Raw genomic sequence first — 25,029 nt, forward strand, 5'->3', positions numbered from 1 at the left:
GACTCCGATTATCAAGGTATTGAGTCGGGTGTGGATACCCCTGGTGATACTGGCCGTGGTCGGAGTCGCCGCATTTTCGGTAACGCGCATCCACGGCTTGTTCGGCTCCGAAAAGCGCCCCTCCTACTCTGACGGCCAACTCGACGAGACCAAGCCCTTCAACCCCAAGCGATTGACCTACGAAATCTTCGGGCCGCCCGGAACAATCGCCGACATCAGCTATTTCGACGTCAACTCCGAGCCGCAGCGCGTCCAGGACGTCGCGCTGCCGTGGCATCTGGACATCGTCACCACGCTTCCCGCGGTGGTGGGCAGCATCATGGCGCAGGGCAACAGTGACAGCATCGGCTGCCGCATCACCGTCGACGGCGAGGTCAAGGCCGAACGCATCTCCAACCAGGTGAACGCCTACACGTTCTGCCTGCTGAAGGCCGCATGAGCGGGCCCGGGACACACGGCGCCGGCGCACAGCCCCAGCGACCGTTCATCGCACGCACCATTCGGCGATTCGCGATTCCGATCATCTTGGGCTGGCTGGCGCTGATCGGCGTCCTGGTCGCCACCGTTCCGCCGTTGGAGGTGGTCAGCAAGCAGAACGCCGTCTCGGCGAGCCCGACAGACGCGCCCGCCATGCAGGCCATGACCGAGATGGGTCGGGTCTTCCAGGAGTCGGACTACGACAGCACCGCCATGATCGTGCTGGAGGCCGACCACGAACTGGGCGACGCCGAACACGCCTACTACGCCGAACTGGTCGACAAGTTTCGCGCCGACACCGCACACGTCCAGCATGTGCAGGACTTCTGGGGCGATCCGATGACCGCGGTCGGCGCCCAAAGTCCGGACGGCAGAGCCACCTACGTCCAATTGAACCTGGTCGGCAACATCGGGCAGTCCGCCGCGAACGAGTCCGTCGAGGCGGTCCGCGACATCGTGGACTCCGTCCAGACCCCGCCGGGGCTGACCGTCTACGTCACCGGTACCGCCGCGCTGGCCGCCGACATGAACCATGCCGGCGACAAGTCGATGTTCAAGATGATGGCGGTCACCATCCTGGTGATCCTGACCATGCTGCTGCTGGTCTACCGATCGATCACCACGGTCGTGCTGCTGCTGGGCATGGTCTATATGGAGATGAACGCCGCCAGCGGGGTGGTGGCGTTCATGGGCCATCACCACTGGGTCGGATTGACGACGTTCTCGGTGAACCTGCTGGTGTCGCTGGCGATCGCCGCCGGCACTGACTACGCGATCTTCCTGATCGGCCGCTACCACGAGGCGCGCCAGGCCGGCGAGGACCGGGAATCGGCGTACTACACCGCATTCCAGGGCGTCGCTCACGTCATCCTGGGCTCGGGGCTGACCATCGCCGGAGCGGTGTTCTGCCTGCACTTCACCCGCATGCCCTACTTCGTCACGCTGGGTATCCCGTGCGCGGTGGGGATGACCATCTCGGTGCTGGCGGCGTTGACGCTGGGTCCGGCGTTCATCACCGTCGGCAGCCGGTTCGGCCTGTTCGACCCCAAGCGCGCCACCAGCACCCGCGGCTGGCGGCGGGTCGCCACGGTGATCGTCCGCTGGCCCGGCCCGGTGCTGGTCGCCTCGCTGGCCGTCGCGGCCGTCGGCCTGCTGACCCTGCCCGGATACGCCCCGGCCTACGACGACCGCAAATACATCCCCGCCGACATCCCCGCCAACGAAGGCTTCTCCGCGGCGGACCGGCATTTTTCGCAGTCCCGGATGCTGCCGGAGATCTTGCTGATCGAGGCCGACCACGACATGCGCAACCCGTCGGACTTCCTGATCATCGACAAGCTGGCCAAGTCGGTGTTCAAGGTCGTCGGCATCTCGCGGGTGCAGGCGATCACCCGGCCGCAGGGGACGCCGCTGGAACACACCTCGATCCCGTTCCAGATCAGCATGCAAAACGCCGGTCAGCTCCAGACCATGCAATTCCAGAAGAAGCGCATGGACGACATGCTGACCCAGGCCGAGGCGATGGCGCAGACCATCGCCACCATGCGCCAGATGTACGGCTATATGAGTCAGATGGCCGGCATCACCCACGAGATGATCGTCGACATGGACGAGCTGCAGGCCCAGATCTACGACATCCGCGACCACATCGCCGATTTCGAAGACTTCTGGCGGCCCATCCGCAACTACTTCTACTGGGAACCGCACTGCTACGACATCCCGATCTGTTTCTCGCTGCGCTCGGCGTTCGACATGGTCGACAGCGTCGATCCGATGAGCGCGAGCATGGACAAGATGATCGCGCACATGGGCGACATGGACGCACTTCTGCCGCAGATGCTGACCACGTTCCCGCCGATGATCGAGACCATGGAAACCATGCGGACGATGATGCTGACGATGCACAGCACCATGTCCGGCATCTTCGAGCAGATGGACGAGATGAGCGACAACGCCACCGCGATGGGTAAGGCGTTCGACGAGTCCAAGAACGACGATTCGTTCTACCTGCCGCCGGAGGTCTTCCAGAACCCGGACTTCAAGCGTGCGATGAATATGTTCTTCTCCCCAGACGGCAAGGCTGTCCGGATGATGATCTCGCACCGCGGCAATCCGGCTACGGCCGAAGGAATTTCGCACATCGACAAGATCCGCGTCGCCGCGGAGGAAGCGCTCAAGGGAACGCCGCTCGAGGACGCCAAGATCTATCTCGGCGGAACCGCATCGCTGTTCAAGGACATGCACGACGGTTCCAACTACGACCTGCTGATCGCCGGAATCGCTTCGCTGTGCCTGATTTTCATCATCATGCTGCTGATCACCCGGGCATTGGTCGCCGCGCTGGTGATCGTCGGCACGGTGGCGCTGTCGCTCGGTGCCTCGTTCGGCCTGGCGGTGCTGTTCTGGCAGTACCTCATCGGCGTGCCGCTGCATTGGCTGGTGCTGGTGATGAGCGTGATCGTCCTGCTGGCGGTGGGCTCGGACTACAACCTGATGCTGGTCGCCCGGCTGAAGCAGGAGATCCACGCCGGCCTGCATACCGGCATCATCCGGGCGATGGGCGGCACCGGCAAGGTGGTGACGTCGGCCGGGCTGGTGTTCGCCTTCACCATGACCTCGATGGCCGTCAGCGACCTGCAGATCATCGGCCAGATCGGCACCACCATCGGTCTGGGGCTGATGTTCGACACGCTGATCGTGCGGGCGTTCATGACGCCGTCGATAGCGGCGCTGCTGGGGCGCTGGTTCTGGTGGCCCATCAACGTCCTGCCCCACGTGGGCGGGAAAGCGGCCCGGCACCGAGCCGCTGCCGCCCGCGCGCGGGGCGAGGACGCCGAGACGGCCGAGAATCTGGCCCCCAACCGGTAGCCGGCGGCGGCTGCTCACGGCACCGGAGACCGAAAACTAATTAGGTAGCATGGCTAAAGTTATGTAGCATTGGGCATCGCGCCCGGGAGCCGTACGGCCCTCCGCCGCCGCACCCACCTCGCCGGATCCACCCGGCTCAGAGGCCCCATCGGCGGGTTTGGTGCTCGACAAACTCACAGAGGAAAGGACCGGGGGAATGGCTACAGTGGATCGCATGCGTATGCACCGCTCGACTCTCCGCGGGGCCGCCGTGGCCGCTGCCGCCGCAGGCGCGGCGGTGGCCGCAGTGTTGCTGCCCGCCACCGCCTCCGCCGACGCAACCGACGACTTTCCGATCCCGCGGCGGGTGATCCACACCGACTGCAGTGCCGAGCAGATGCTGGCCGCCAGCCGTGACCTGTCGCCGATCTACTACGAGCGCTACATGATCGACATGCACAACAAGCCGGTGCAGGTGCAGCAGGCCACCATCGACAAGATGCACTGGTTCTTCTCGCTCAGCCCCGAGCAGCGCCGGGCCTACTCGGAGGAGCTGGCGACCAATTTCGCCGACCCGCTGACGGTGGCCTGGCCCAACCACGCCAAGATCTTCTTCAACAACAAGGGCGTCGTCGCCAAGTCGACGCAAGCCTGCGATCAGTACCCCCGCGACGACATGTCGGTGTGGGACTGGGCCCCCAAGCCCTAGCGGCAAGACCAGCGGTCGACACGCACGCCGGCCCGGACTCGGGCATCACGGGTTCGCGCTGAGCCCCTGGTAGCGGCGCGTCAGGGCCAGCGCCTGCTGAGCCCGGTGTTGGTTGTCGGTCGCCGCGTCGGAGACCACCCGGTGAATCTCGCGCGTCTTGGCGGTCAGGAACTGCTGGAATTGGCGGCATCCGGCGGGTGTGTCCAGCCCCGGCCAGGTGCCGGCCGATTCGCGGACCTCGGCCTCGATGGCATCCAGACGCTGCCGGGCATCGGCGTTGCTCTGCACGGCCTGTCGTAGCAGCGTTTGAAGCTCCTGGTCGGCCGCCGCCGACGCCGCCAATTGCTGCGCGAGCGCGTCGTGGCGCGCGCGTGCCGCATCCGCGGAGCTGCCGGGATTCTCGGCCATAGCGCTCAGGGTAGTCGGGCCGGATCGGACTTAGTTGTCCTTTTTCGCCCGCCGCTTGCCGGACGGGCGCGGTTTGTCAGTCGTGGCGGCGGCCGTCTCAGGTGCTTCCTCGCCCGCCGATTCGTCCTCGGGGGTTTCGGCGTCGGCGGTTTCGTCGCCCGCCTCGTCGGGGGTCTCGGCGTCAGCGGTCTCGTCGTCGCCGGTGTCTTCGTCGGTGTCTGAGTCCTCGGCCGCCTCGGCGTCGGCCTTCTTGTCCCGCCGGCGCTTGCGCTGCTTTTCTGCCTTCGGCTTGATCGGTTTCGGTGGCGGCGGCGGCATCTCGGCGACAAACGCCAGGTAGAACGCGCCGATACCCAGCAGGGCGATCGCGGCCGCGGCCCCGTAGATGCCGAACAACCACGTGCCCGCGTCATCCAGCGACAGCCAGATCTCGCTGACCGCGGTGCCGGCGATCAACACGGCGGCCACCGCGTGCGCCACGATCGAGCCGGTCAGCAGAGTCAGCGCCAGCTGCGGGGTGCCGAACTCCGGCTTGCGGGCCTGCTTCAACACGGCGGCCACCGGCAGGGCCATCGCCCCGATCAGCACGCCCAGGAGCACCCGCATCACGGTGCCCAGCGTGTGCGGGCTGAAGCCGGTCAGCTCCCACCATCGGGGCAGCACGAACAGGAAGTAGAGGATGGCGGCCAGTGTTGCGAGTGACGCGTGCCAAACCGTGGCGACGGTACGACTCACGCCACCTCCCATGTTCGTCAGCTAGTGATTCAGGTGCGACCGGACCGTGGAGCCGAGGTCCGGTCGCACCTGAATCGGGTGCGGAGGATGCGGGATTTGAACCCGCGAGGGCTATTAACCCAACCCGCGTTCCAGGCGAGCGCCATAGGCCACTAGGCGAATCCTCCGTCGGCAATGGTAGCTGAACCCCGGACGAGCTCCGCACGCTGCTCATATCCGCCCGGCTTCGCCGCGCTCGCGACCACCGCTGTGCCCGATGGCGGTGGCCCGCAGCGCCCGGCTTCGCCGCGCTCGCGACCACCGCTAGACTTGCGGGCGGACCCCGCGCGGCGTCCATCCTGTGAACTCCCCCAGGGCCGGAAGGCAGCAAGGGTCAATGGGCTCTGGCGGGTGCGCGGGGTCCCCTCATGTCGGGCCTTCGACGCTGAAAGGCGCACCCGTGTCGCTGCAATCCCTCAACCGTGCCGACCTGACTGCGCAGCATGAGCGCTACCAGCGGGAATACGCCGAACTGCAGGCCAAGAAGCTCTCCCTGGACCTCACCCGCGGCAAGCCGGCGCCGGAACAGCTCGACCTGGCCAACGGGCTGCTGGCTCTGCCCGGCCCCGACGACTTCCGGACCGACGACGGCACCGACACCCGCAACTACGGCGGCCTGCAGGGCCTGCCCGAGCTGCGGGCCATTTTCGGCGAGCTGCTGGGCATCGCGGTGCCCAACCTGATCGCCGGCAACAACGCCAGCCTCGAGTTCATGCACGACGTGGTCGTGTACTCGATGCTGCACGGGGGCGTGGACTCGCCGCGTCCGTGGGCCCAGGAGCCGGCCGTGAAGTTCTTGTGCCCGGTCCCCGGTTATGACCGGCACTTCGCGATCACCGAGACGCTGGGCATCGAGATGATCCCCGTGGCGATGCGCGAGGACGGCCCAGACGTCGACCTGATCGAGGAACTCGTCGCCGCCGACCCGGCGATCAAGGGCATGTGGACGGTGCCGGTGTTCGGCAACCCGACCGGCATCACCTATTCCTGGGAGACGGTGCGCCGGCTGGTGCAGATGCAGACCGCCGCGCCCGACTTCCGGCTGTTCTGGGACAACGCGTACGCGGTGCACACCCTGACCACCGAGTTTCCGCACCAGATCGATGTGCTCGGCCTGGCCGCCGCCGCGGGAAACCCCAACCGGCCGTACGTGTTCGCCTCCACCTCGAAGATCACCTTCGCCGGTGCCGGTGTCAGCTTCTTCGGCGGCTCACTGGGCAACATCGCCTGGTACCTGCAATACGCCGGCAAGCGTTCGATCGGACCGGACAAGGTCAACCAGCTTCGCCACCTGCGGTTCTTCGGCGACGCCGACGGCGTCCGGGTGCACATGCGCCGTCACCAGGAGATCCTGGCCCCGAAGTTCGCGATGGCCGCCGAGATTCTGCAGCGGCGCCTCGCCGACGCCAAGATCGCGTCGTGGACCGACCCCAAGGGCGGCTACTTCATCAGCCTGGACGTCTGGCCGGGCACGGCACGCCGCACCGTCGCGCTGGCCAAAGACGCCGGTATCGCGGTCACCGAGGCCGGGGCGTCCTTCCCGTACCGCAAAGACCCCGAGGACAAGAACATCCGGATCGCGCCGTCGTTCCCGTCCACCGACGACCTGCGCGATGCCGTCGACGGTCTGGCCACCTGCGCGCTGCTGGCCGCCGCCGAGCACATGTTGGGCTGAGCGTGTCGAAACCGGCGTCCACGCCGGTGTCGCCGCCTAGCATTCTCCGAAGTTGTGTCAGCGAGGCTGTCGAGAGTCCGGTGGAGGCCCGAGGAATGGCGATCAAGTTCGGTGTCTGCGGCTGCGCGGCGCTGGCGATAGGTCTTAGCGCGCTCGCGCAGGCGCCCGCCGTACTGGCAGATCCCGTGCTCGACGTCTCCTCCGCGCAGGCGCTGGACATCGCCCCCGACCCCGCCGTGTCGGCGATGCCGCCGCGGGCCGCCCAGGAGCTCGACGTCTTTCGGCGTGCCGCCGCCGATGCCGGGCTGGGGCATCCGGTGATGTACGGCGACGGCCAGTGCTACCCGCTGGTCCAGGAGTACATCCACGCGGTGGGCTCCTCGTGGCGCAACAGAGACCCCAGCGGCAACGCCTTCGACCTCTACGAACATTTCCCCACCAACGGACTGGCCCAGTTCTTCGACCAGGTTCCGTTCGCCGGCGGCCTCAACGAGCCGCAGGTCGGGGACATCGTCGTCTACGGCCCGGGTGGCTATGTCAGCGAGCACGGGCACGCCGCGGTGGTCACCGATGTCCGCGGCAGCGGCCCCCTGCTGAGCTATGAGGCGGCCGAACAGAACTCCGGCGGCCGGCTGTTCGTGACGCTGAACTGGCGCGATTACAACCCCCTGTACAACACGTTGGGCTATCTGCGCCCGAAGCTCTAGCGCTGTGCCTGCCGGGCCTGCACCGCCGTCGGCCCGAGCAAGTAACCTGCTGGCGTGGCGCTCTACCGCAAATACCGGCCGGCAACCTTCGCCGAAGTGGTGGGGCAGGAACACGTCACCGACCCGCTGTGCACCGCCTTGTCGGCGGGCCGGATCAACCACGCCTACCTGTTCTCGGGGCCTCGGGGCTGCGGCAAGACGTCCTCGGCGCGCATCCTGGCCCGGTCGCTGAACTGTGCCGAGGGCCCCACGCCGACGCCGTGCGGAACCTGCGACTCATGCGTGGCGCTGGCCCCCAACGGGCCCGGCAGCATCGACGTCGTCGAACTGGACGCGGCAAGCCACGGCGGTGTCGACGACACCCGCGATCTGCGGGACCGCGCCTTCTACGCCCCGGCTCAGTCGCGCTACCGGATCTTCATCATCGACGAAGCGCACATGGTGACCACCGCGGGTTTCAACGCGCTGCTCAAGATCGTTGAGGAGCCGCCCGACCACCTGATCTTCATCTTCGCCACCACCGAGCCCGAGAAGGTGCTGCCGACCATCCGGTCCCGCACCCACCACTACCCGTTCCGGCTGCTGGCGCCGCGGACCATGCGCGAGTTGATCGGGCGGATCTGCGCCCAGGAGCGAGTCGCGGTCGACGACGCGGTCTATCCCCTGGTGATCCGTGCCGGCGGGGGATCGCCGCGAGACACCTTGTCGGTGCTCGACCAACTGCTGGCCGGTTCGGAGCCGATGCCCGACAGCCCCGACATCAGCCACGTCCACTACCAGCGGGCGCTGGGCCTGCTGGGCGCCACCGACGTCGCCCTGATCGACGAGGCGGTCGACGCCCTGGCGGCCGGGGACGCCGCGTCGCTGTTCGGGGCGGTGGAATCGGTGGTCGACGCCGGTCATGACCCGCGCCGCTTCGCCGTGGACCTGCTGGAGCGGTTCCGGGACCTGATCGTGCTGCAGGCCGTCCCCGACGCGGCGGCCAAGGGTGTGGTGGACGCGCCGGAAGACATGTTGGAACGCATGCATGAGCAGGCCACCCGGCTGGGCCCGGCCACCCTGGCCCGCTATGCCGAGGTGGTGCACGCCGGCCTCGGCGAGATGCGGGGTGCGACCGCGCCCCGGCTGCTGCTCGAGGTGGTGTGCGCCCGGCTGCTGTTGCCGTCGGCGTCGGACACCGAAGCCGCACTGCTGCAACGGATCGAACGCATCGAGGGCCGCCTCGACATGTCGATTCCCGCGGCGCCGGCACGGCCCGGCTCCCCCGCGGGCGCGTCGCCGGCGGCTGCCGAAGCCGCGCCGGCGGCCAAGCAGTTCACCCGCCGCTCTTCCCGCGCCGCTGAGCCCGAACCCGAGCCCGTACCGGCAGCCCCGGTAACCGCGCCGGCAGCCCCGCCCGCTCCAGTAGCCCCGCCGGCACCGGTTGCCTCACCCGCTGCACCGGAACCGGCGCCTGCACCGGTTGCCGAACCGCAACCCGCACCCGCGCCGCGGCCCGTTCCCGAACCCGCGCCGGCACCCGCGGCGGCAGCCACTCCCGGCGAGCCGGACGTGGCGGCCGTCCGCGCGATGTGGACCACGGTGCGCGACAAGGTGCGTCAGCGCAGCCGCACCACCGAGGTGATGCTGGCCGGTGCGACCGTGCGCGCGGTGGACGGCAACACCCTGGTGCTGACCCACGAGTCCGCGCCGCTGGCCCGGCGGCTGTGCGAACAGCGCAACGCCGAGGTCATCACCGAGGCACTCAAGGACGCCCTCGGGGTGAACTGGCGGGTCCGGTGCGAAGCCGGTAGCCCGGCACCGGAAGCGGGCCGTGCGCCCGCGCCCGCCGAGGTCGACATGGAGTCGGCGCGGCGTGCCGACGAGGAGGCCATGCTGGCCGAGGCCGCCGCGGGCTCGGAGGCCGCGCCGCGGCGCGATCCCGAAGAAGTGGCGCTGGAGCTGTTGCAGAACGAGCTGGGCGCCCGCCCCATCCGCGGCGAGTGATCTAGGGCTGCCACCAGGGCCGCAGCGGCAGATCGTCGTCGCCGTCGCCGTCGACATTGCTGGCCAGCACCTGGTGCAGCTGAAACAGGTTGCGCTCGAAGCACAGCACCGACGCCGCCATGTACAGTCCCCACACCTTGGCCCGGCCCAGCCCCACCTGGGCGACGGCCTCGTCCCAGTGCGACACCAGGTTGCTGCTCCACTGCCGCAGTGTCATCGCGTAGTGGTGGCGGAAATCCTCTTCGTGCAGCACCTCGAGTCCGGTCTGCTGGATGTCGGAGATCACCCGTCCCGAGCCGGTGATCTCCCCGTCGGGAAAGACATACCGGTCGGTGAAGGCGTCGCCCCGGTAGATCGAGTTGTCCGGCAGTGTCACGCATTGGTTGAGCAGCAGCCCTCCGGTGCGCAGCTTCGACTTGAGGCAGCCGAAGAAGGTCCGGTAGTTCTTCACTCCGATGTGCTCGCTGACCCCGATGCTCGAAACGGCGTCGAAGCCCGTCTCGCGCACATCGCGGTAGTCGCTGTGGCGGACCTCGGCCAACTCCGACAGGCCCTCGTCGGCAATGGCGCGCTGCGCCCACGCCACCTGCTGGCCGGACAGACTGACCCCCAGAGCGTGGACGCCCCGGCGGGCGGCATAACGAACCATGCCGCCCCAGCCGCAGCCCACGTCGAACAGGCGATCACCGGGCTGCAGGCGCAGCTTTTCGAAGATCAGCCGGTACTTGTTCTCCTGGGCCTGCTCCAGGGTGGCATCGGCCGTCGGGTAGATCGCGCAGCTGTAAGTCATCGACGGACCCAACACCCATTCGTAGAAGGTGTTGGAGACGTCGTAGTGGTGATGGATCGCGTCGGCGTCACGGGTCTTGGAGTGCCGCAGTCCCTCGGCTGCCCGGCGCCATTTGGGCGGCGCCTCCTCGGGCGGCGGCGCGATCGGCTTGAGGTTCTTCAACCCGATGGACCGGACGATATTGGCCAGGTCCCGCGGTGACGGGTGCTTGAACTCCAGATCCGTCAGGGCGTTGAGCACCGGATACGGATTGCCCGGATGCACCCCGTGCAGTTCCAGGTCTCCCGCCACGTAGGCGCGGGCGATCCCGAGTTGACCCAACGAGGTGGCCAGATAGTTGGTGGCGCGCGGAGTCAGCAGCTCCACGCCCAGGGTCGCATCCGGCGGTCCGACGCTGCTGCCGTCATAGGCCGAGATCCGCAACGGTGGCTGCCCGCCGCCGGCGAGCAGCATCAAAACCTCGGCCAAGCCGAGCCTGTCCGTCTGGGTAACCGTCATCGCCGCATCCCCCCGGCGATACCGACAATGGCCCGCACCCCTCCGCGGTGGGCATCGCCTGCCAAAGAGCCTAGGGCCGGCCTATCCGCTGAGCAAGACCGCCGCGGAACCGTGAAGGAACCCGTATGGCGTGCCCGCTGTTGTCTGCCCGGTAGCGTGGGCTGGCGTGACTGACACCACCACATGCGCGATCGTCGGTGGTGGGCCGGCCGGAATGGTCCTGGGCCTGCTGCTGGCACGAGCCGGCGTGCGGGTAACGCTGCTGGAGAAGCACTCCGACTTCCTGCGCGACTTCCGCGGCGATACCGTGCACCCCAGCACCCTGCGACTCCTCGACGAACTCGGCCTCTGGGAGCGCTTTTCGACGTTGGCGCACAGCGAGATTCACCAGGTCCGGCTCGACATCGGCGGACGCGACACCACCGTGGTCGACTTCGGCCGGTTGCGCCGCCAGCCGCACCCCTACATCGCGATGGTGCCGCAGTGGGACCTGCTCAATCTGCTCGCCGAATCCGCCCAGACCGAGCCGACATTCACCTTGCGCATGCGCACCGAGGTCACCGGCCTGCTGCACGAGAACGGGCGGGTCGCCGGGGTCCGCTATCAAGGCGCCGACGGACCCGGTGAACTACGCGCCGATCTCACGGTGGCCTGCGACGGCCGTTGGTCGGTCGCACGGCACGAAGCGGGCCTGCACTCGCGGGAGTTCCCGGTGAACTTCGACGTGTGGTGGTTTCGCCTGCCCACCCGCGCCGCCGCCCAACCCACCCTGTTGCCCCGCCTCGCCCGGGGCGCGGTCGCGATCATGATCCCGCGGGACAACTACTTTCAGGTCGCCTACCTGGGGCGCAAGGGTACCGACGCAGACATGCGGGCGCGCGGCATCGAGGCCTTCCGGCGCGAGGTGGTCGAGCTCATTCCCGAGGCCGCGGACTCGGTGGAGGCGCTGCGCAGCCTCGACGACGTCAAACACCTCGACGTGCGGGTCAACCGGCTGCGGCATTGGAGCATCGATGGACTGCTGTGTATCGGTGATGCCGCGCATGCCATGTCCCCGGTCGGCGGTGTCGGCATCAACCTGGCGGTGCAGGACGCGGTGGCCGCGGCGCGGATTCTGGCCGAACCGCTACGGCAAGGCCGGGTGAGTCGGCGTGACCTCGCCGCCGTGCAACGCCGCCGGGAATTTCCCACCGTCGTCACCCAGTCGATTCAGCGGGTGGCCCACCGGGCGCTGAACCCGATCCTGCGGGGTGAGGATCTGCGCCCGCCGGCGGCCGCGGGCGCCGTCTTGGCCGCATTGCCGTGGCTGGCGGCTGTTCCGGCCTATCTGGTGGGCGTGGGGGTGCGCCCCGAACGCGCCCCGGATTTCGCGCGCCGCAGGGCCTGATCGCGGCGACCCGCGGCGCCCGGCTTCGCCGCGCTTGCGATCGCCGCAGGGCCTGATTGCGGCGACCCGCTAGGGCTGCCACCACGGCCGCAGCGGCAGATTCTGCGCACCGGCCCCGTTGGCCGCCAGCACGTGGTGCAACTGAATCGCGTTGTGTTCGAAGCCAAGCCGGGAGCCGGCCATGTACAGGCCCCACACCTTGGCGGTGGCCAACCCGACCTCGGCGACGGCGTCATCCCAGTGCGCCACCAGATTCGCGCACCAATCGCGCAGGGTCAGCTCGTAGTGGTTGCGCAGGTTCTCGTTGTGCAGCACTTCCATGCCGGCGTCCTGGATCTCGCTGATGATGCGGCCGGACCCGGCCAGTTCCCCATCGGGGAAAACGTAGCGGTCGATGAAATAGCCTGCCGTCGCAGTGGACTTGTTGTCGGCCCGCGTGATGCAGTGATTCAGCAGCAGCCCCCCGCGACGCAGCTTGGACTTCAGGAAGCCGAAATATGCGGGATAGTTGGCGACGCCGATGTGCTCGGTCATGCCGATCGAGGAGACCGCGTCGAAACCGGACTCGCCGACATCGCGGTAGTCGCAGTGCCGCACCTCGGCCAGCTCGGACAATCCCTCGTCGGCGATCGCGCGCTGGGCCCATCGCGCCTGCTCCGCCGAGAGGGTGGCGCCGATGGCGCGCACTCCTTGCCGGGCCGCGTAGCGCACCATGCCGCCCCAGCCGCATCCCACGTCGAGCAGGGTGTCACCGGCGGACAACCGCAGCTTGTCGAAGACCAGCCGGTACTTGTTCTCCTGGGCCAGCTCCAGGGTCGCCTCCGGGTGGGGGTAGACGGCACAGGTGTAGGTCATCGACGGTCCCAGCACCCACTCGTAGAAGTCGTTGGACACGTCGTAGTGATGGTGAATGGCCTCGGCATCGCGGGATTTGCTGTGCCGCAAACCTTCTGCGATGCGCCGCCAACGGGGGAGGGCCTCTTGGGGTGGCGGGGCGATCGGCACCAGGTGCTCGATGCCGATCGAGCGCACGATGTTGGCCAGCACACGCGGCGAGGGCCGTTTGAAGTGCAGCTCGTCGGCCAGCGCCTTGAGCAACAGGTAGGGATCGCCCGGGTGCACCCCGTGCACGCCCAAGTCGCCGGAGACATAGGCGCGGGCCATCCCCAGATCGCCTGGAGCCGTGGCCAGGTAGGTGGTGCCGCGCGGGGTCAACAGCTCCAGGCCGAGGGGTGCGTCGTCGGGTCCGGTGCTGCTGCCGTCGTAGGCGGTGAAGCGCAGCGGCAGGTGGTTGTCGGTGGTCAGGGTCTCCAGAACCTGGGCGAGGTTCAGTCGGCCGGTCGCAATGCGCAGCTGTTCGCTTTCGATCGTCATCGTCGTCGCACCGCCTTGGCGTAGAGGTCCAGGAGCCGGGAGTCGGGGTCGTAGGTCTGCTTGATCGCCCGGTAGGTCTCCCCGCCGTAGAGCTCGTCGAACTCGCTGGGGGTGTAGTAGGCGTCGGAATACAGCGACTTGTGGCCGTCGAGTTCACTCACCTTGGCCTCGATGAGGCGGTTGGTGGCGCCTTCGGTGGCACCCGCCGGGACCGACGACCAGAATCCGACGTTGACATAGGTGCGGTTGGGCCGGATCGGGTACAGCGGCCACTGTTCGTCGCCGCGCAACCGCAGCGGGCACAACCACACCGGCTCGATCGGCACGTGAGCCAAGAACCAGTCGAGGAATTCCCCACAGCGTTCCAGGGGGACTTCGATGTCTTGCACCACGCGCTCCCGCGGTGGGCGGTTATGCCGCTTTTCGATCCGGTCGGCGATGGAGAACCGCTGGTCGTAGGCGATCAGCTTCGAGTAGACGCTGCTGCGCCGGTAGCGCCGCGGCCACCACCGGCGTATCAGGGGGCGTTGGGCCCCGAACGCCCGCGAGCACCAGAACCAGTCGGTGTCCCAGCGCCAGAGGTAGTCGTGAATGGTCAGCCGGTCGTCTTTGATGCCGCGGCCATGCCGGATCGAGCGGTAGTAGATCTGCTGGCCGGTGTAGTCGCTGACCGCGCCGGGGGAGTCGGTCTGGATACCGACACACAGGTAGCTCTCCCGCGGGCTGAAGACCACTCCGTCGAGGTAGTCCACCGGGACGCCCTCCAGCCCGCCGGTGTCGATGATGCGGTCCATCGTCGACACCAGCTCGTCCAGGGAGTCGAAGCGGATGTGCCGCAGGGCGACGAAGGGCTTGACGGCTTCCAGCTCGATGCGCAGGCGGGTCGAATACCCCAGGGTCCCGTAGGAATTGGGAAACGCGTGGAACAGATCCTCATGCTGCCCGCGCGACACCGTGAGCAGTTCGCCCGCTCCGGTCAGCACGTCCATCTCCAGCACCGACTCGTGAGGGAGGCCGTTGCGAAACGATGCCGACTCGATTCCCAGGCCGCTGACCGCGCCGCCCACCGTGATCGTCTTCAGTTGCGGGACCACCAGCGGGGCCAGGCCGTAGGGGAGGGTGGCGGCGACCAGATCTTCATAGGTGCACATGCCGTCGACATCGGCAGTCCGGTTCTCCGCGTCGACGGCGATGACGCTGACCAGCCCGGAGGTGTCCAGGCCGGGCCCCTGGCGCTTGGCGCGCGCCCGAAAAAGGTTGGAGGTGGGCTTGGCCAGCCGGACCGCTGCGTCAGCGGGGATGTTCCGGTAGCTGTCCAGCAGGCGTTGCACCCCCCGCGTGTGGGATGTCGGTGTATCGGCCGGCCGAACGGACATCACTTTCCACGCTAACGGCGGATCGGCAGATGTGCACGTAGCACCGCCGCGGGTCAGGGAAGCAGCGTTTGGCTGCTCAGAAAGCTGGCGACGCCCCGCGCGACGGCGTCGGCGTAACGCTGCCGGCCCGCCGGGCTTTCCATCAGGGCGGCGTCGGCAGCGTTTTTCATGTTGCCGAGCTCCACCAGGATCGACGGGTACTCGGCCAGGTTCAGCCCGGCCAGGTCGGCTCGCCCTTTGAGACCGTCGGAGCCGATGTAGTTGGCCGGGGGGATGCCGGCGGCCTGCAACTGCCCCCGCATCACCTGCGCGAACCGTACCGCCGGGCCCTCCTGGGCCGGGTTGAGCGGCGGTGCGGAGTAGTTGACGTGGAAACCGCGGCCGCTGGGCGCCCCGCCGTCGGCGTGGATGGACACGATGGCGTTGGGATGCAGGGAGTTGGCCATCGCGGCGCGCGCATCGATGCAGGGAGCCGGACCGGTGTCGTCGCCGCGCGACATCGCGGTGCGAACCCCCAGACCGGTGAGTGCCTGCCGGATCCGCAGCGTGGTGTCCCAGGCGAAGCTGTGCTCGGGGTAGCCGGAATTGGTGGCGGTGCCGCTGGTCTGACAGTTCTTGGTGCCGCCCCGGCCGTTGGGCACCTGGCGGGCCAGGGCCGCGGGGTCGCCCCCACCGCTGTGTCCGGGGTCGAGGAACACGATCATCCCGGCGATGCTGCCGGGAGCGGCCGAGGTCAGCGGGGCGCTCGGTACCGCGGCGGCCACCACCACGCCGGCGGTGATCGCGATACCGACACGGACAAGAACTGGTACGCGCACACCGCCAACGTAGGCTGGGGCCGACTACGCTGGGTTTCTCACACGCAGCGGGTCTCTCCAGCTGAGACCAAGCCGCAACCCGGTCGAGACCGAGCTCACCACAACGCAAGGAGTGTCATGCAACCAGGAGGCCCGCCCGACATGTCGGCGCTGCTGGCCCAGGCTCAGCAGATGCAGCAGCGACTGCTGCAGGCGCAGCAGGAGCTGGCCGCCACCGAGGTGCACGGAGAAGCCGGCGGCGGCCTGGTCAAAGTCACTTCCAACGGCAGCGGCGAGGTGCTCGCGGTGCAGATCGACCCGAAGGTCGTCGACCCGGACGACATCGAGACGCTGCAGGACCTGATCGTGGGTGCGCTCGCCGACGCCTCGAAGAAGGCGCACACGCTGGCCCAGCAGCGGCTGTCGCCGTTGGCCGGCGGCATGGGCGGCGCGCTCGGCATGCCGGGGGTCTAGGTGTTCGAGGGTCCGGTTCAGGACCTGATCGACGAGCTGGGCAAGCTGCCGGGCATCGGCCCCAAGAGCGCCCAGCGGATCGCCTTTCACCTGTTGTCGGTGGAGCCCCCGGAGATCGATCGGCTGACCGCGGTGCTGACCAAGGTCCGCGATGGCGTGCAGTTCTGCGAGGTGTGCGGCAATGTCGCCGATGCGCAGCGGTGCCGGATCTGCGGGGATCCGCGCCGTGACTTCGCCCAGATCTGTGTCGTCGAGGAACCCAAGGACGTGGCGGCCATCGAGCGCACCCGGGAGTTCCGGGGCCGCTACCACGTGCTCGGCGGTGCGCTGGACCCGCTCTCCGGCATCGGCCCTGAGCAGCTGCGGGTGCGTGAGCTGCTGAATCGGGTCGGCGAGCGGATCGACGGGGTGGACGTCAGCGAGGTGATCATCGCCACCGACCCCAACACCGAGGGCGAGGCCACCGCCACCTACCTGGTGCGGGTGCTGCGCGACATCCCCGGTTTGGCCGTGACGCGTCTGGCGTCCGGGCTGCCAATGGGCGGTGACCTGGAATTCGCCGACGAGTTGACGCTGGGCCGGGCCTTTACCGGCCGGCGCGCGATGGCCTGACGTCCCGGCCGCTCGCCGCTACCGGGGACGGGCCACTTCCACCATCTCGAAATCGGCCTTGGCCGCACCGCAGTCCGGGCAGCTCCAGTCCTCGGGGATGTCGGCCCAGCGGGTGCCGGGGTCGATGCCGTCCTCCGGCCAGCCCAGCGCCTCGTCGTATTCGAATCCGCACTGCAGGCACCGGAACAGCTTGTAGTCGGTCATAGGTTCGCTCCCGTCGATTCGTACCCGCAGCCCGGGCACTGGTATGCGGCCATCAGGGGACTGTCTGGTAGCGGGCCAGGATCTCTTCCCGGCGGCGCGGCGAGATGTTGACCCGGGTGATGTCGCCGTCGTAGTGCGCGAGCACCCGGTGGTCCATCAGCCTGCGCCACAGCGGCGGGAAGTACGTCACCCCGATCAGGGCTCCGTAGCCGGCCGGCAGGTTCGGCGAGTCGTCGAAACTGCGCAGCGTCTGGTAGCGCCGGGTCGGATTGGCGTGGTGATCGCTGTGCCGCTGCAGGTGGTAGAGGAACAGGTTGGTGACGATGTGGTCGGAGTTCCAGCTGTGCTGCGGTGTGCAGCGCTCGTAGCGGCCGTTGTCCCGCTTCTGCCGCACCAGCCCGTAGTGCTCCAGGTAGTTCACCGACTCCAGCAGCGAGGCTCCGTAGACCGCGTTGATCGCGACATAGGGCAGCAGGGCGACGCCGAACACCGCGACCATGACGCCCCAGAACACCACCGACATCGCCAACGCGTTGACCACGTCGTTGTCCGGCCAGGTCCGGGGGTTCCACGGGTTCTTGCCGGTCCGGCGGATGCGTTGCGCCTCCAGCTGCCACGCCGAGCGGATACCGCCGACGACGGTGCGCGGCAGGAACTCCCAGAACGACTCGCCGAAGCGCGCCGACGCGGGGTCTTCCGGGGTGGCCACCCGGACGTGATGGCCGCGGTTGTGCTCGACGTAGAAGTGCCCGTAGCAGACCTGGGCCAAGGTGATCTTGGCCAGCCAGCGCTCGAGCTTCTCGCGCTTATGGCCCAGCTCGTGGGCGGTGTTGATGCCCACCCCGGCCACCGTCGCCGCGGTGAACGCCACCCCGATCTTGCCCAGCCAGCCCAGCGAGCCGTCGTAGCCCAGCCAACCCAGGTCGGAGGCGGTGAACAGGTAGGCGCCGAAGATGGCGGTGGCGTACTGGAAGGGGATGTAGGCGTAGGTGGCGTAGCGGTAGTACTTGTCCTCCTCCAGCGCCGCCATCACCTCATCCGGCGGGTTCTGCCCGTCGGCGCCGATCCAGAGGTCCAGCGTCGGAAGCAGCACGTAGATCAGGAACGGCCCGACCCACAGCAGGATCTGCGACGCGATCTGCCAGCCGGCCTGGTTCATCGCCCACACCAGCGGCAGCACGGTGAACAGCATGGTGGGCGCGATCAGGCCCAACAGCCACAGGTGACGCTTCTTGTCCTGCCAGATCGCCGGCTCGCCGGCCACGTCGGTACTCACCGCGGTTCACCCTTTCGTCTGGGTCACGCCACCGCACCGGTGGATGCCCTGACGTTAGAGGGGGCCGTGGCCGCGCCGCTCGTCCCGTGCAGCCGGAATTCGGCGGGCTATATGTCCGCAGAGGACAACACGGCAGCGCCGTACCACTGGCACAGCAGCAGGGCGATCTCGACGTCGAGACGGTCCTCGGCGATCGGGCGCCCGCGTCGCTCCACCGCCCGCTGCACCCGGTACTTCACCGTGTTGACATGCAGGTGAAGCTGTTCGCCGGCCGCTTTGAAGCTGGACCCGGTCCGCAGGAACACCCGCAGCGTCTCGCGCAGCCGGCCGTCGGCCTCGGTCGCGCAGGCCAGCGGGCCGAGCACCTCGCCGACCCACGCCCGCGCGCCCGCCAGATTGTCGCCGCCGAGCAGCGCCGCAGCCGACAGTCCGGGGTCACCGGCCGCGCTGACGCGAGCGGCGGGTTCGCCGGCGGCGACCGCCAGCCGGTGCGCCGCCATCGCCTGCTGGTGTGAGCGACGGAAACCCTCGACACCGGCGAGCGGATCACCGATGGTCACCCAGGGCTCGTCGTCCGCGGCGAGCGCGCAGGCCCGGATCTGTTCCACCACATCGGTTTCGGCCGCCGACGGCAGCGGAAGCCAGGCCCATCCGCATGCGCTGTCGGCCGGAACGAACAGCGGCGCCCCGCGCACCGGCAGTGAGTCGGCCAGTTGCTTGACGAAACTCTCCGCTGCCGCCAGCCGGTCGCCGGCGGAGTCGGGATACCACACCACCACCCCCACATGGGTGCGTCGCAGCGGGTAGCGGATCGCGGTGGTCATGGCGTCGACGTCGAGGCTCTCGTCGGCAAGGATTTCGCGGACCCGCAACGCGCGCACCGCGTTTCGGCTCTCCAGCCAGCGCTCCCGCTCGGCCTGGTAGACGGCGGACACCTGTTGGGACATCTCGTCGACGTAGCCGAACATCAGCGTCGACATGCTGCCGAGGACGCTCAGGCTCAGATCGGGGTCCAGCTCGGCGGCACGGATCTCCGCCAGCACCAACTGCAGCGCCACCGAGTGGCCCAGCCGGTAGCCGCGCACCAAGGCGTTGACCGGCACCCCGCGCTGGGCCAGCCGGCGGGCATGCTCCAGAGCGACTGCGGGAGCCGCGATCTCGGTGACCGGGATGTTGTGGCGGATCGCCGAGAAGTACGCCTCGACATTGGCTGCGACGGTCTCATGCAGCAGTTGCAGCAGCGACGAGTCGCTGGTCAGGTCCGGCGACTGCTTGGCAACCAGATCCTCGATCACCGCGATCGTCTCGGCCAGGCGATCGTAGAGGCGCTGCGAGATGGCGATCGCGGCCTCGGCGACGTTCGCGTCGTCGGTGGGAGCGGCCATAGCCAGACCGTAGTCGCCGGCTCGGCGATTGCAACGCGCCGGGCGACGCGGCTCAGGCCCGCCGGGGTGCGGCCAGCCGCTCCCGGCGCAGCAGGTTCACTTCCGGCAGCTCCAGGGCGGGCAGGTCGCCGACCACCTTCGACAGCAGCAGATCCGCCAGCTCGGGGTTACGGGCCAGGCACGGGCCGTGCAGATAGGTGGCCACGACGCTGCCCTGCACCGCGCCGTCGTAGCCGTCGCCGTCCCGGTTGCCGGCGCCCTTGGTGACCGCACTGAGCGGCGCGGCGTCCGGTCCCAACACGGTGCCGCCACGGTGGTTCTCGAACCCGGTCAGCGGCGCGCTCAACCCCGCCAGCAGCGGGGTGGCCACCACTTCGCCGATGCTGCGCGACTCCTGCGGCGAGGTGGTCACGTCGAGCAGCCCGACCCCGTCGACCCGCTCCCCGGCCGAGGTCTCATACCAGTGCCCGAGCACCTGGATGGCTGCGCAGATCGCCAGCACGGGCGCGCCGCGTGCGGCCGCGCGCTGCAACCCCGGGTGGGTGATCAGATGCCGGGTGGCCAGCCGCTGCGCGTAGTCCTCGGCGCCGCCCAGGGTGTAGAGGTCCAAGGATTCGGGCACCGGCTCGGCCAGGGTGATCTCGACGATCTCGGCGGGGATGCCGCGCAGCAGCAGTCGCTGCCGCAGCACCACGGCGTTGCCGCCGTCGCCGTAGGTGCCCATCACGTCGGGCAGCACCAGCCCGATCCGCACGGTGCTGATCGCGCTGTCAGCCATTGCCCAGCCTCCGCTGCAGTTGCAGGAACGCGGTGTAGTTGGCGACTACCTCGACCGGCCCGGGTGGGCAGGATGCGATCGCCGCCAGGGTGTCGTGCACCAGCGTGTGCGCCACCCCGGCATAGCCGAGCCGCACCGCCAGATCGGTGCCGCGCTCACCGGCGGCCACCACGTGGACACCCTCGAAGTGTTCGAACCGGACGTCCCACAGCCACGAGAGGTCTTCGCCGTCGGGCACCTGCCCGTTGACGGCGATCACCACCCCGGCAGCATGCTTGTCGACCATCGACAGGGCTTCCTGCCAACCGGCCGGGTTCTTGGCCAGCAGCATCCGCACGGTGTGGTCGCCCACCTGGATGCTGCGGTAGCGGCCGGCCACCTCGTCGACCGCGGACACCGCCGCCACCGCTTTGGCGGGATCGGCGCCCAGCGCCACCGCCGCCGCGACGGCCTGGGCGGCGTTGCCGCGGTTGACGGTGCCGGGCAGCGCCAGATGCATGGGCAGCACCAGGCCGTCCGGTCCGTACAGGGAGTCGTCGTCGAACCACCACTGCGGGGTGGGGCGGCTGAATTCGCTGCCCGTCGAGCGCCAGTGCTCCTCGAGGCGATCGATCACCTCGCCGCTGCGCGGGCAGCTGACCGAGTCGCCGGACCAGCCGGCGCGTGCGGAGACCCAGACCACGTTGGGGCAGTCGTAGGCGGCCGAGGTCATCAGGACGTCGTCGCAGTTGGCGACCACCACGGTCTGCGGGTGACGCGCCAGTCCCATGCGCAGGGCGCGTTCCACGGCGTTGATCTCGCCGACGCGGTCCAGCTGGTCCCGCGACAGGTTGAGCAGCACCACCACGGCCGGTGACACCGCGTCGGCGACGTGCGGGACATGCATCTCGTCGACTTCGAGCGCCGCCAGTTGCGCGCCCCGGTCGGCGGCCAGCGCCGCCACCAGCCCGGCGTCCATGTTGGCGCCCTCGGCATTGGTGGCCACCGCGCCCAGATCCTGCAGGGCAGCGGCCAGCATGCGGGTGGTGGTGGACTTGCCGTTGGTGCCGGTGACGATGGCGGTGCGCCGCCCCGTCCCGAGCTGACGCAGGATCGAGCGGTCCAGGGTCATGGCGACCAGTCCGCCGATCATCGCGCCGGCCCCGCGCCCGGTCACCCGCGACGCCCACCGGGCACTCGCCCCGGCGGCCAGCGCCATGCGTCCGCGGGCGGTGATCATGGCCTGATTTTAGGGTGGCGGCAAGCCCGGGGCGTGCGCCGGGCAGTTCGAGCGGCGACACGGGCGGCGGCACCCCGTCTGGGACTCCCCGTCATGCCATCCTCGTCACATGAGTGCTCGGTGGGGCCGCCCGGCCCGCGAAACCGGCGACGGTTGGGTGGTCGTCGACGTCGAGACATCGGGCTTTCGGCCCGGGCAGGCCCGGGTGCTCAGCCTCGCCGCGCTGGTGCTCGACCCGCAGGGCCGGGTGGAACATTCGGTGTCGCATCTGGTGAATCCCGGTACCGACCCGGGCCCCACCCACGTGCACGGGCTGACCGCCGAGATGCTGGCGGGGCAGCCACGATTCGCCGACGTCGTCGACGAGGTCGCCGCGCTGCTGCCGGGGCGCACTCTGGTGGCCCACAACGTGACGTTCGACTACACGTTCCTGGCGGCCGAAGCCGAGATGGCCGGTGCAGAACTGCCCGTCGACTCGGTGATGTGCACTTTGGAGCTGGCCCGCCGGCTGGACCTGGGTCTGCCCAACCTGCGGTTGCAGACGCTGGCCGCGCACTGGGGCGTGGTCGCGACCCGGGCGCATGACGCACTCGATGACGCCCGGGTGCTGGCCGGGGTGCTCCAGCCCGCGCTGCAGCGGGCCCGGGAACGCGACGTGTGGCTGCCGGTGCGGCCGGTGAGCCGCCGCCGCTGGCCCAACGGCCGGATCACCCACGACGAACTGCGGCCGCTGAAGGCCCTGGCCTCGCGGATGCCGTGTGCGTACCTCAACCCGGGCCGCTATGTGCGGGGGCGCCCGCTGGTGCAGGGCATGCGGGTGGCGCTGTCGGCGGAGTGCACCCGCACGCACGAGGAACTCGTGGAACGCATCCTGCACGCCGGCCTGGCCTACAGCGACGTCGTCGATGCCCACACCTCGCTGGTGATCTGCAACGAGGAGCGGCCCGAGCAGGGCAAGGGCTACCTGGCGCGCGAGCTGGGTGTGCCGACGGTCTCCGACCGCGACTTCATGGCCTGCGTCGAGCGGGTGGTTGACGGCACCGGCATCGAGGAGTTCGTCGACGCCGGTGCGGCCGGTGAGCAGATTTCGCTGTTCTGACGCAACTTCCTCGTCCGTCACTGCAGCCGCTTCTGCCTCGACTGTCAGCGCTGGGCGGGCGTAATGCGTGTGCCCGCCTCTGAGCGACAACCCCGACAACCACCGCCGTGGCGGCCGTTGTCGCTCAGAGGTGGGCGCAGGTCACCCAGCCGATCCGCGGTTGCCCATGGGGCGGATGTGGCGCTGGGGAACTGTTGGGGAACTTCAGCCGAGCCGGGCCGCCCGGTTCACCGCGGAGACCACCGCCCGCAGCGACGCGGTGGTGATCGACGGTGCGATCCCGACGCCCCAGACGGTGTTGTCGCCGACCCGCGCCTCCACGTAGGCCGCGGCCTGGGCTTCCTCGCCGGCACTCATCGCGTGCTCGGAGTAGTCCAGCACGTGCACGACCACGCCGACATGACTCAGCGCGTCGACGAACGCGGCCAGCGGGCCATTGCCCGCCCCGGTGATGGTGGTCTCCTCGCCGTCGACCTTGACCACGGCTTCGATGCGGTCGATACCGTCGTCGGTCTCGGCGGCGGTCAGCTTCTGGTGCATCCGCTCCAGCGGCCGGATCGGGTTGAGGTACTCCTCGGCGAAGGCGTCCCACATCTGTTTGGGGGTGACCTCGCCGCCCTCCCCGTCGGTCAGTTGCTGGATCACCTTGGAGAACTCGATCTGCAGCCGGCGCGGCAGCACCAGCCCGTGATCGGTCTTCATCACATACGCCACGCCGCCCTTGCCGGACTGCGAGTTGACCCGGATCACCGCCTCGTAGGTGCGGCCCACGTCGCGGGGGTCGATCGGCAGGTAGGGCACCTGCCACAGCATGTCGTCGACGTCGGAGTCCGCGGCGTCGGCGTCGATCTTCATCTGGTCCAGGCCCTTGTTGATGGCGTCCTGGTGGCTGCCGGAGAACGCCGTGTAGACCAGGTCGCCTCCGTAGGGGTGGCGCTCGGGCACGCCCAGCTGGTTGCAGTACTCGACCGTGCGGCGGATCTCGTCGATGTTGGAGAAGTCGATCTGCGGGTCGACGCCGCGGGAGAACATGTTCAGGCCCAGCGTCACCAGGCAGACGTTGCCGGTGCGTTCGCCGTTGCCGAACAGGCAGCCCTCGATCCGGTCGGCGCCGGCCTGGTAACCCAGCTCCGCGGCGGCCACGGCGGTGCCGCGGTCGTTGTGCGGGTGCAGGCTCAGGATCACGCTGTCCCGGCGCTTGAGGTTGCGGCTCATCCACTCGATCGAGTCGGCGTAGACGTTGGGCGTGGCCATCTCCACCGTTGCCGGCAGGTTGAAGATGATCGGGTTGTCCGGCGTCGGCTCGATCACATCGCCCACCGCGTCACAGACCGCCTTGGCGTATTCGAGTTCGGTGCCGGTGTAGGACTCCGGCGAGTACTCGTAGCGCCACCGGGTGTCGGGATACTTGGCGGCTTCCTCCAGGCACTTGCGCGCCCCGGCCACCGCGATGGCCTGCACCGCGGCCTGGTCGGCGCGGAACACCACCCGGCGTTGCAGGACCGACGTCGAGTTGTAGAAGTGCACGATCACGTTCTTCGCGCCCGCGCAGGCCTCGAAGGTGCGCTCGATGAGCTCGTCGCGGCACTGGGTCAGCACCTGCAGGGTGACGTCGTCGGGTACCGCGCCGGTCTCGATGATCTCGCGGACGAAGTCGAAGTCGGTCTGGCTGGCCGACGGGAAGCCGACCTCGATCTCCTTGTAGCCCATGGCGACCAGCAGGTCGAACATCCGGCGTTTGCGGGCCGGACTCATCGGGTCGATCAGGGCCTGGTTACCGTCGCGCAGGTCGACCGCACACCACAGCGGCGCGCGATCGATGACCCGGTCGGGCCAAGTGCGGTCTGCCAGGGTGATCGCCTCGACCTCGTCGGCGAAGCTGCGATAGCGGTTGACGGGCATGGCCGAACCGCGCTGGGGGTTCCAGACGGGCTGGCCGGGGGCGCGCGGCCCCGCGGGTTGGGTGATGGCGCGCGCGGACGTGAAGGCGTCCGGGCTCGAGGGGCTGGAATAGGTAGTCACGATTTTCGCTCCGGCTTGTGAGGGCTTGTCCAAAAAGACTCAGACCGGCGCATCGGCGAAACCCGCGACGGGAAGCCGGTCCTGGTCAGACCCCGTCGCGGCGTCCGAGCAGGAGCGCGCGCAGCACGTCGAAGAGTTTACACGCCGATGGCATG

General features: G+C 68.8%; 22 protein-coding genes, 1 tRNA gene and 1 other RNA gene. 11 read left to right on the top strand and 13 right to left on the bottom strand.

Annotated elements, in window-relative coordinates; genetic code table 11:
- The first annotated feature begins 19 nt into the window (after positions 1-19).
- The 3 genes from AWC02_RS14190 to AWC02_RS14200 all read left to right on the top strand — a co-directional run bounded on the left by AWC02_RS14190 (position 20) and on the right by AWC02_RS14200 (position 4,033).
- Complete coding sequence (locus tag AWC02_RS14190) at positions 20-439, top strand: MmpS family transport accessory protein (protein WP_085129401.1); 420 nt, start codon at positions 20-22, stop codon at positions 437-439.
- Positions 436-3,345: an MMPL/RND family transporter gene (locus AWC02_RS14195; protein WP_085129402.1), complete on the top strand. Its 2,910-nt coding sequence runs from the start codon at positions 436-438 to the stop codon at positions 3,343-3,345. Before AWC02_RS14190 ends, AWC02_RS14195 begins: the two co-directional genes overlap by 4 nt.
- A gap of 220 nt (positions 3,346-3,565) precedes the next feature.
- A complete protein-coding gene (locus AWC02_RS14200; RefSeq protein WP_085129403.1) occupies positions 3,566-4,033 on the top strand; it encodes a DUF5078 domain-containing protein in 468 nt (155 codons plus the stop codon).
- A 45-nt stretch (positions 4,034-4,078) separates the two neighbouring features.
- On the opposite strand, the gene AWC02_RS14205 is transcribed toward AWC02_RS14200, so the two are convergent.
- From AWC02_RS14205 to AWC02_RS14215, 3 genes are all read right to left on the bottom strand, one after another.
- Positions 4,079-4,441: a DUF4226 domain-containing protein gene (locus AWC02_RS14205; protein ID WP_085129404.1), complete on the bottom strand. Its 363-nt coding sequence runs from the start codon at positions 4,439-4,441 to the stop codon at positions 4,079-4,081.
- A 30-nt stretch (positions 4,442-4,471) separates the two neighbouring features.
- A complete protein-coding gene (lucA, locus tag AWC02_RS14210; protein ID WP_085129405.1) occupies positions 4,472-5,176 on the bottom strand; it encodes a lipid uptake coordinator LucA in 705 nt (234 codons plus the stop codon).
- An 81-nt stretch (positions 5,177-5,257) separates the two neighbouring features.
- Positions 5,258-5,343, bottom strand: a tRNA-Ser gene (locus tag AWC02_RS14215).
- A gap of 147 nt (positions 5,344-5,490) precedes the next feature.
- On the opposite strand from AWC02_RS14215, the gene ffs reads away from it, so the two are divergent.
- The 4 genes from ffs to AWC02_RS14235 all read left to right on the top strand — a co-directional run bounded on the left by ffs (position 5,491) and on the right by AWC02_RS14235 (position 9,583).
- An RNA gene (ffs, locus tag AWC02_RS14220) (signal recognition particle sRNA small type) lies at positions 5,491-5,585 on the top strand.
- A 30-nt stretch (positions 5,586-5,615) separates the two neighbouring features.
- On the top strand, positions 5,616-6,890 hold the full coding sequence (locus tag AWC02_RS14225) for an aspartate aminotransferase type Ic (RefSeq protein ID WP_085129406.1): 1,275 nt from the start codon (positions 5,616-5,618) through the stop codon (positions 6,888-6,890).
- A 95-nt stretch (positions 6,891-6,985) separates the two neighbouring features.
- Positions 6,986-7,597: a CHAP domain-containing protein gene (locus AWC02_RS14230; RefSeq protein ID WP_085129407.1), complete on the top strand. Its 612-nt coding sequence runs from the start codon at positions 6,986-6,988 to the stop codon at positions 7,595-7,597.
- Positions 7,598-7,651: 54 nt separating this feature from the next.
- Positions 7,652-9,583: a DNA polymerase III subunits gamma/tau gene (locus tag AWC02_RS14235; RefSeq protein ID WP_085129408.1), complete on the top strand. Its 1,932-nt coding sequence runs from the start codon at positions 7,652-7,654 to the stop codon at positions 9,581-9,583.
- 1 nt (position 9,584) lies between these two features.
- Here the strand turns inward: AWC02_RS14235 and AWC02_RS14240 are convergent, their stop codons facing one another.
- Entirely contained in the window at positions 9,585-10,871 is a 1,287-nt protein-coding gene (locus AWC02_RS14240) for a class I SAM-dependent methyltransferase (protein ID WP_085129409.1), read from the bottom strand.
- A gap of 166 nt (positions 10,872-11,037) precedes the next feature.
- On the opposite strand from AWC02_RS14240, the gene AWC02_RS14245 reads away from it, so the two are divergent.
- Positions 11,038-12,258, top strand: coding sequence for an FAD-dependent oxidoreductase (locus AWC02_RS14245; RefSeq protein ID WP_085129410.1), 1,221 nt, complete (start codon positions 11,038-11,040; stop codon positions 12,256-12,258).
- A 69-nt stretch (positions 12,259-12,327) separates the two neighbouring features.
- Here AWC02_RS14245 and AWC02_RS14250 read toward each other — a convergent pair whose 3' ends face one another.
- From AWC02_RS14250 to AWC02_RS14260, 3 genes are read right to left on the bottom strand one after another with little or no spacing between them, the layout of a single operon-like run.
- Complete coding sequence (locus tag AWC02_RS14250; protein ID WP_085129411.1) at positions 12,328-13,632, bottom strand: class I SAM-dependent methyltransferase; 1,305 nt, start codon at positions 13,630-13,632, stop codon at positions 12,328-12,330.
- Positions 13,629-15,008 (bottom strand): FAD-binding oxidoreductase, encoded by a 1,380-nt coding sequence (locus tag AWC02_RS14255; RefSeq protein WP_085129412.1) that lies wholly within the window; start codon positions 15,006-15,008, stop codon positions 13,629-13,631. The genes AWC02_RS14250 and AWC02_RS14255 overlap by 4 nt, the downstream gene beginning before the upstream one ends.
- 53 nt (positions 15,009-15,061) lie before the next feature.
- Complete coding sequence (locus AWC02_RS14260; RefSeq protein ID WP_085129413.1) at positions 15,062-15,826, bottom strand: Rv3717 family N-acetylmuramoyl-L-alanine amidase; 765 nt, start codon at positions 15,824-15,826, stop codon at positions 15,062-15,064.
- A gap of 117 nt (positions 15,827-15,943) precedes the next feature.
- Between AWC02_RS14260 and AWC02_RS14265 the strand changes: the two genes are divergently transcribed.
- On the top strand, positions 15,944-16,279 hold the full coding sequence (locus tag AWC02_RS14265; protein WP_085129414.1) for a YbaB/EbfC family nucleoid-associated protein: 336 nt from the start codon (positions 15,944-15,946) through the stop codon (positions 16,277-16,279).
- Positions 16,280-16,891 carry a recombination mediator RecR gene (gene recR / locus AWC02_RS14270; RefSeq protein WP_046316084.1) on the top strand — a complete coding sequence of 204 codons (612 nt, stop codon included), beginning with the start codon at positions 16,280-16,282 and terminating at the stop codon, positions 16,889-16,891.
- An 18-nt stretch (positions 16,892-16,909) separates the two neighbouring features.
- On the opposite strand, the gene AWC02_RS14275 is transcribed toward recR, so the two are convergent.
- The 5 genes from AWC02_RS14275 to AWC02_RS14295 form a co-directional block, all read right to left on the bottom strand.
- On the bottom strand, positions 16,910-17,095 hold the full coding sequence (locus AWC02_RS14275; protein WP_046316088.1) for a rubredoxin: 186 nt from the start codon (positions 17,093-17,095) through the stop codon (positions 16,910-16,912).
- 52 nt (positions 17,096-17,147) lie between these two features.
- Positions 17,148-18,371 carry an alkane 1-monooxygenase gene (locus tag AWC02_RS14280; protein WP_085129415.1) on the bottom strand — a complete coding sequence of 408 codons (1,224 nt, stop codon included), beginning with the start codon at positions 18,369-18,371 and terminating at the stop codon, positions 17,148-17,150.
- Between the two features lie 107 nt (positions 18,372-18,478).
- Complete coding sequence (locus tag AWC02_RS14285) at positions 18,479-19,756, bottom strand: PucR family transcriptional regulator (protein WP_085129416.1); 1,278 nt, start codon at positions 19,754-19,756, stop codon at positions 18,479-18,481.
- Between the two features lie 52 nt (positions 19,757-19,808).
- Positions 19,809-20,534 carry a type 1 glutamine amidotransferase gene (locus tag AWC02_RS14290; RefSeq protein ID WP_085129417.1) on the bottom strand — a complete coding sequence of 242 codons (726 nt, stop codon included), beginning with the start codon at positions 20,532-20,534 and terminating at the stop codon, positions 19,809-19,811.
- The gene (locus tag AWC02_RS14295) at positions 20,527-21,753 is read right to left on the bottom strand and encodes a Mur ligase family protein (RefSeq protein WP_085129418.1); all 1,227 of its coding nucleotides are present in this window, start codon (positions 21,751-21,753) and stop codon (positions 20,527-20,529) included. Before AWC02_RS14295 ends, AWC02_RS14290 begins: the two co-directional genes overlap by 8 nt.
- 109 nt (positions 21,754-21,862) lie before the next feature.
- Here AWC02_RS14295 and AWC02_RS14300 point away from each other — a divergent pair, with 109 nt between their 5' ends.
- Complete coding sequence (locus tag AWC02_RS14300; protein WP_085129419.1) at positions 21,863-22,852, top strand: DEDDh family exonuclease; 990 nt, start codon at positions 21,863-21,865, stop codon at positions 22,850-22,852.
- Between the two features lie 204 nt (positions 22,853-23,056).
- Here the strand turns inward: AWC02_RS14300 and leuA are convergent, their stop codons facing one another.
- On the bottom strand, positions 23,057-24,874 hold the full coding sequence (gene leuA, locus AWC02_RS14305; protein WP_085129420.1) for a 2-isopropylmalate synthase: 1,818 nt from the start codon (positions 24,872-24,874) through the stop codon (positions 23,057-23,059).
- Positions 24,875-25,029 lie beyond the last annotated feature (155 nt).

The organism is Mycolicibacter engbaekii (assembly GCF_002101585.1).
Taxonomy (GTDB): domain Bacteria; phylum Actinomycetota; class Actinomycetes; order Mycobacteriales; family Mycobacteriaceae; genus Mycobacterium; species Mycobacterium engbaekii.

Bases quoted from the DNA above. Each gene is read 5' to 3' on its own strand.
- AWC02_RS14195 (WP_085129402.1), top strand. From the start codon at position 436: ATGAGCGGGCCCGGGACACACGGCGCCGGCGCACAGCCCCAGCGACCG.
- AWC02_RS14200 (WP_085129403.1), top strand. From the start codon at position 3,566: ATGCACCGCTCGACTCTCCGCGGGGCCGCCGTGGCCGCTGCCGCCGCA.
- AWC02_RS14205 (WP_085129404.1), bottom strand. From the start codon at position 4,441: ATGGCCGAGAATCCCGGCAGCTCCGCGGATGCGGCACGCGCGCGCCAC.
- AWC02_RS14230 (WP_085129407.1), top strand. From the start codon at position 6,986: ATGGCGATCAAGTTCGGTGTCTGCGGCTGCGCGGCGCTGGCGATAGGT.
- AWC02_RS14240 (WP_085129409.1), bottom strand. From the start codon at position 10,871: ATGACGGTTACCCAGACGGACAGGCTCGGCTTGGCCGAGGTTTTGATG.
- AWC02_RS14250 (WP_085129411.1), bottom strand. From the start codon at position 13,632: ATGACGATCGAAAGCGAACAGCTGCGCATTGCGACCGGCCGACTGAAC.
- AWC02_RS14255 (WP_085129412.1), bottom strand. From the start codon at position 15,008: ATGTCCGTTCGGCCGGCCGATACACCGACATCCCACACGCGGGGGGTG.
- AWC02_RS14265 (WP_085129414.1), top strand. From the start codon at position 15,944: ATGCAACCAGGAGGCCCGCCCGACATGTCGGCGCTGCTGGCCCAGGCT.
- AWC02_RS14275 (WP_046316088.1), bottom strand. From the start codon at position 17,095: ATGACCGACTACAAGCTGTTCCGGTGCCTGCAGTGCGGATTCGAATAC.
- AWC02_RS14285 (WP_085129416.1), bottom strand. From the start codon at position 19,756: ATGGCCGCTCCCACCGACGACGCGAACGTCGCCGAGGCCGCGATCGCC.
- AWC02_RS14290 (WP_085129417.1), bottom strand. From the start codon at position 20,534: ATGGCTGACAGCGCGATCAGCACCGTGCGGATCGGGCTGGTGCTGCCC.
- AWC02_RS14295 (WP_085129418.1), bottom strand. From the start codon at position 21,753: ATGATCACCGCCCGCGGACGCATGGCGCTGGCCGCCGGGGCGAGTGCC.
- AWC02_RS14300 (WP_085129419.1), top strand. From the start codon at position 21,863: ATGAGTGCTCGGTGGGGCCGCCCGGCCCGCGAAACCGGCGACGGTTGG.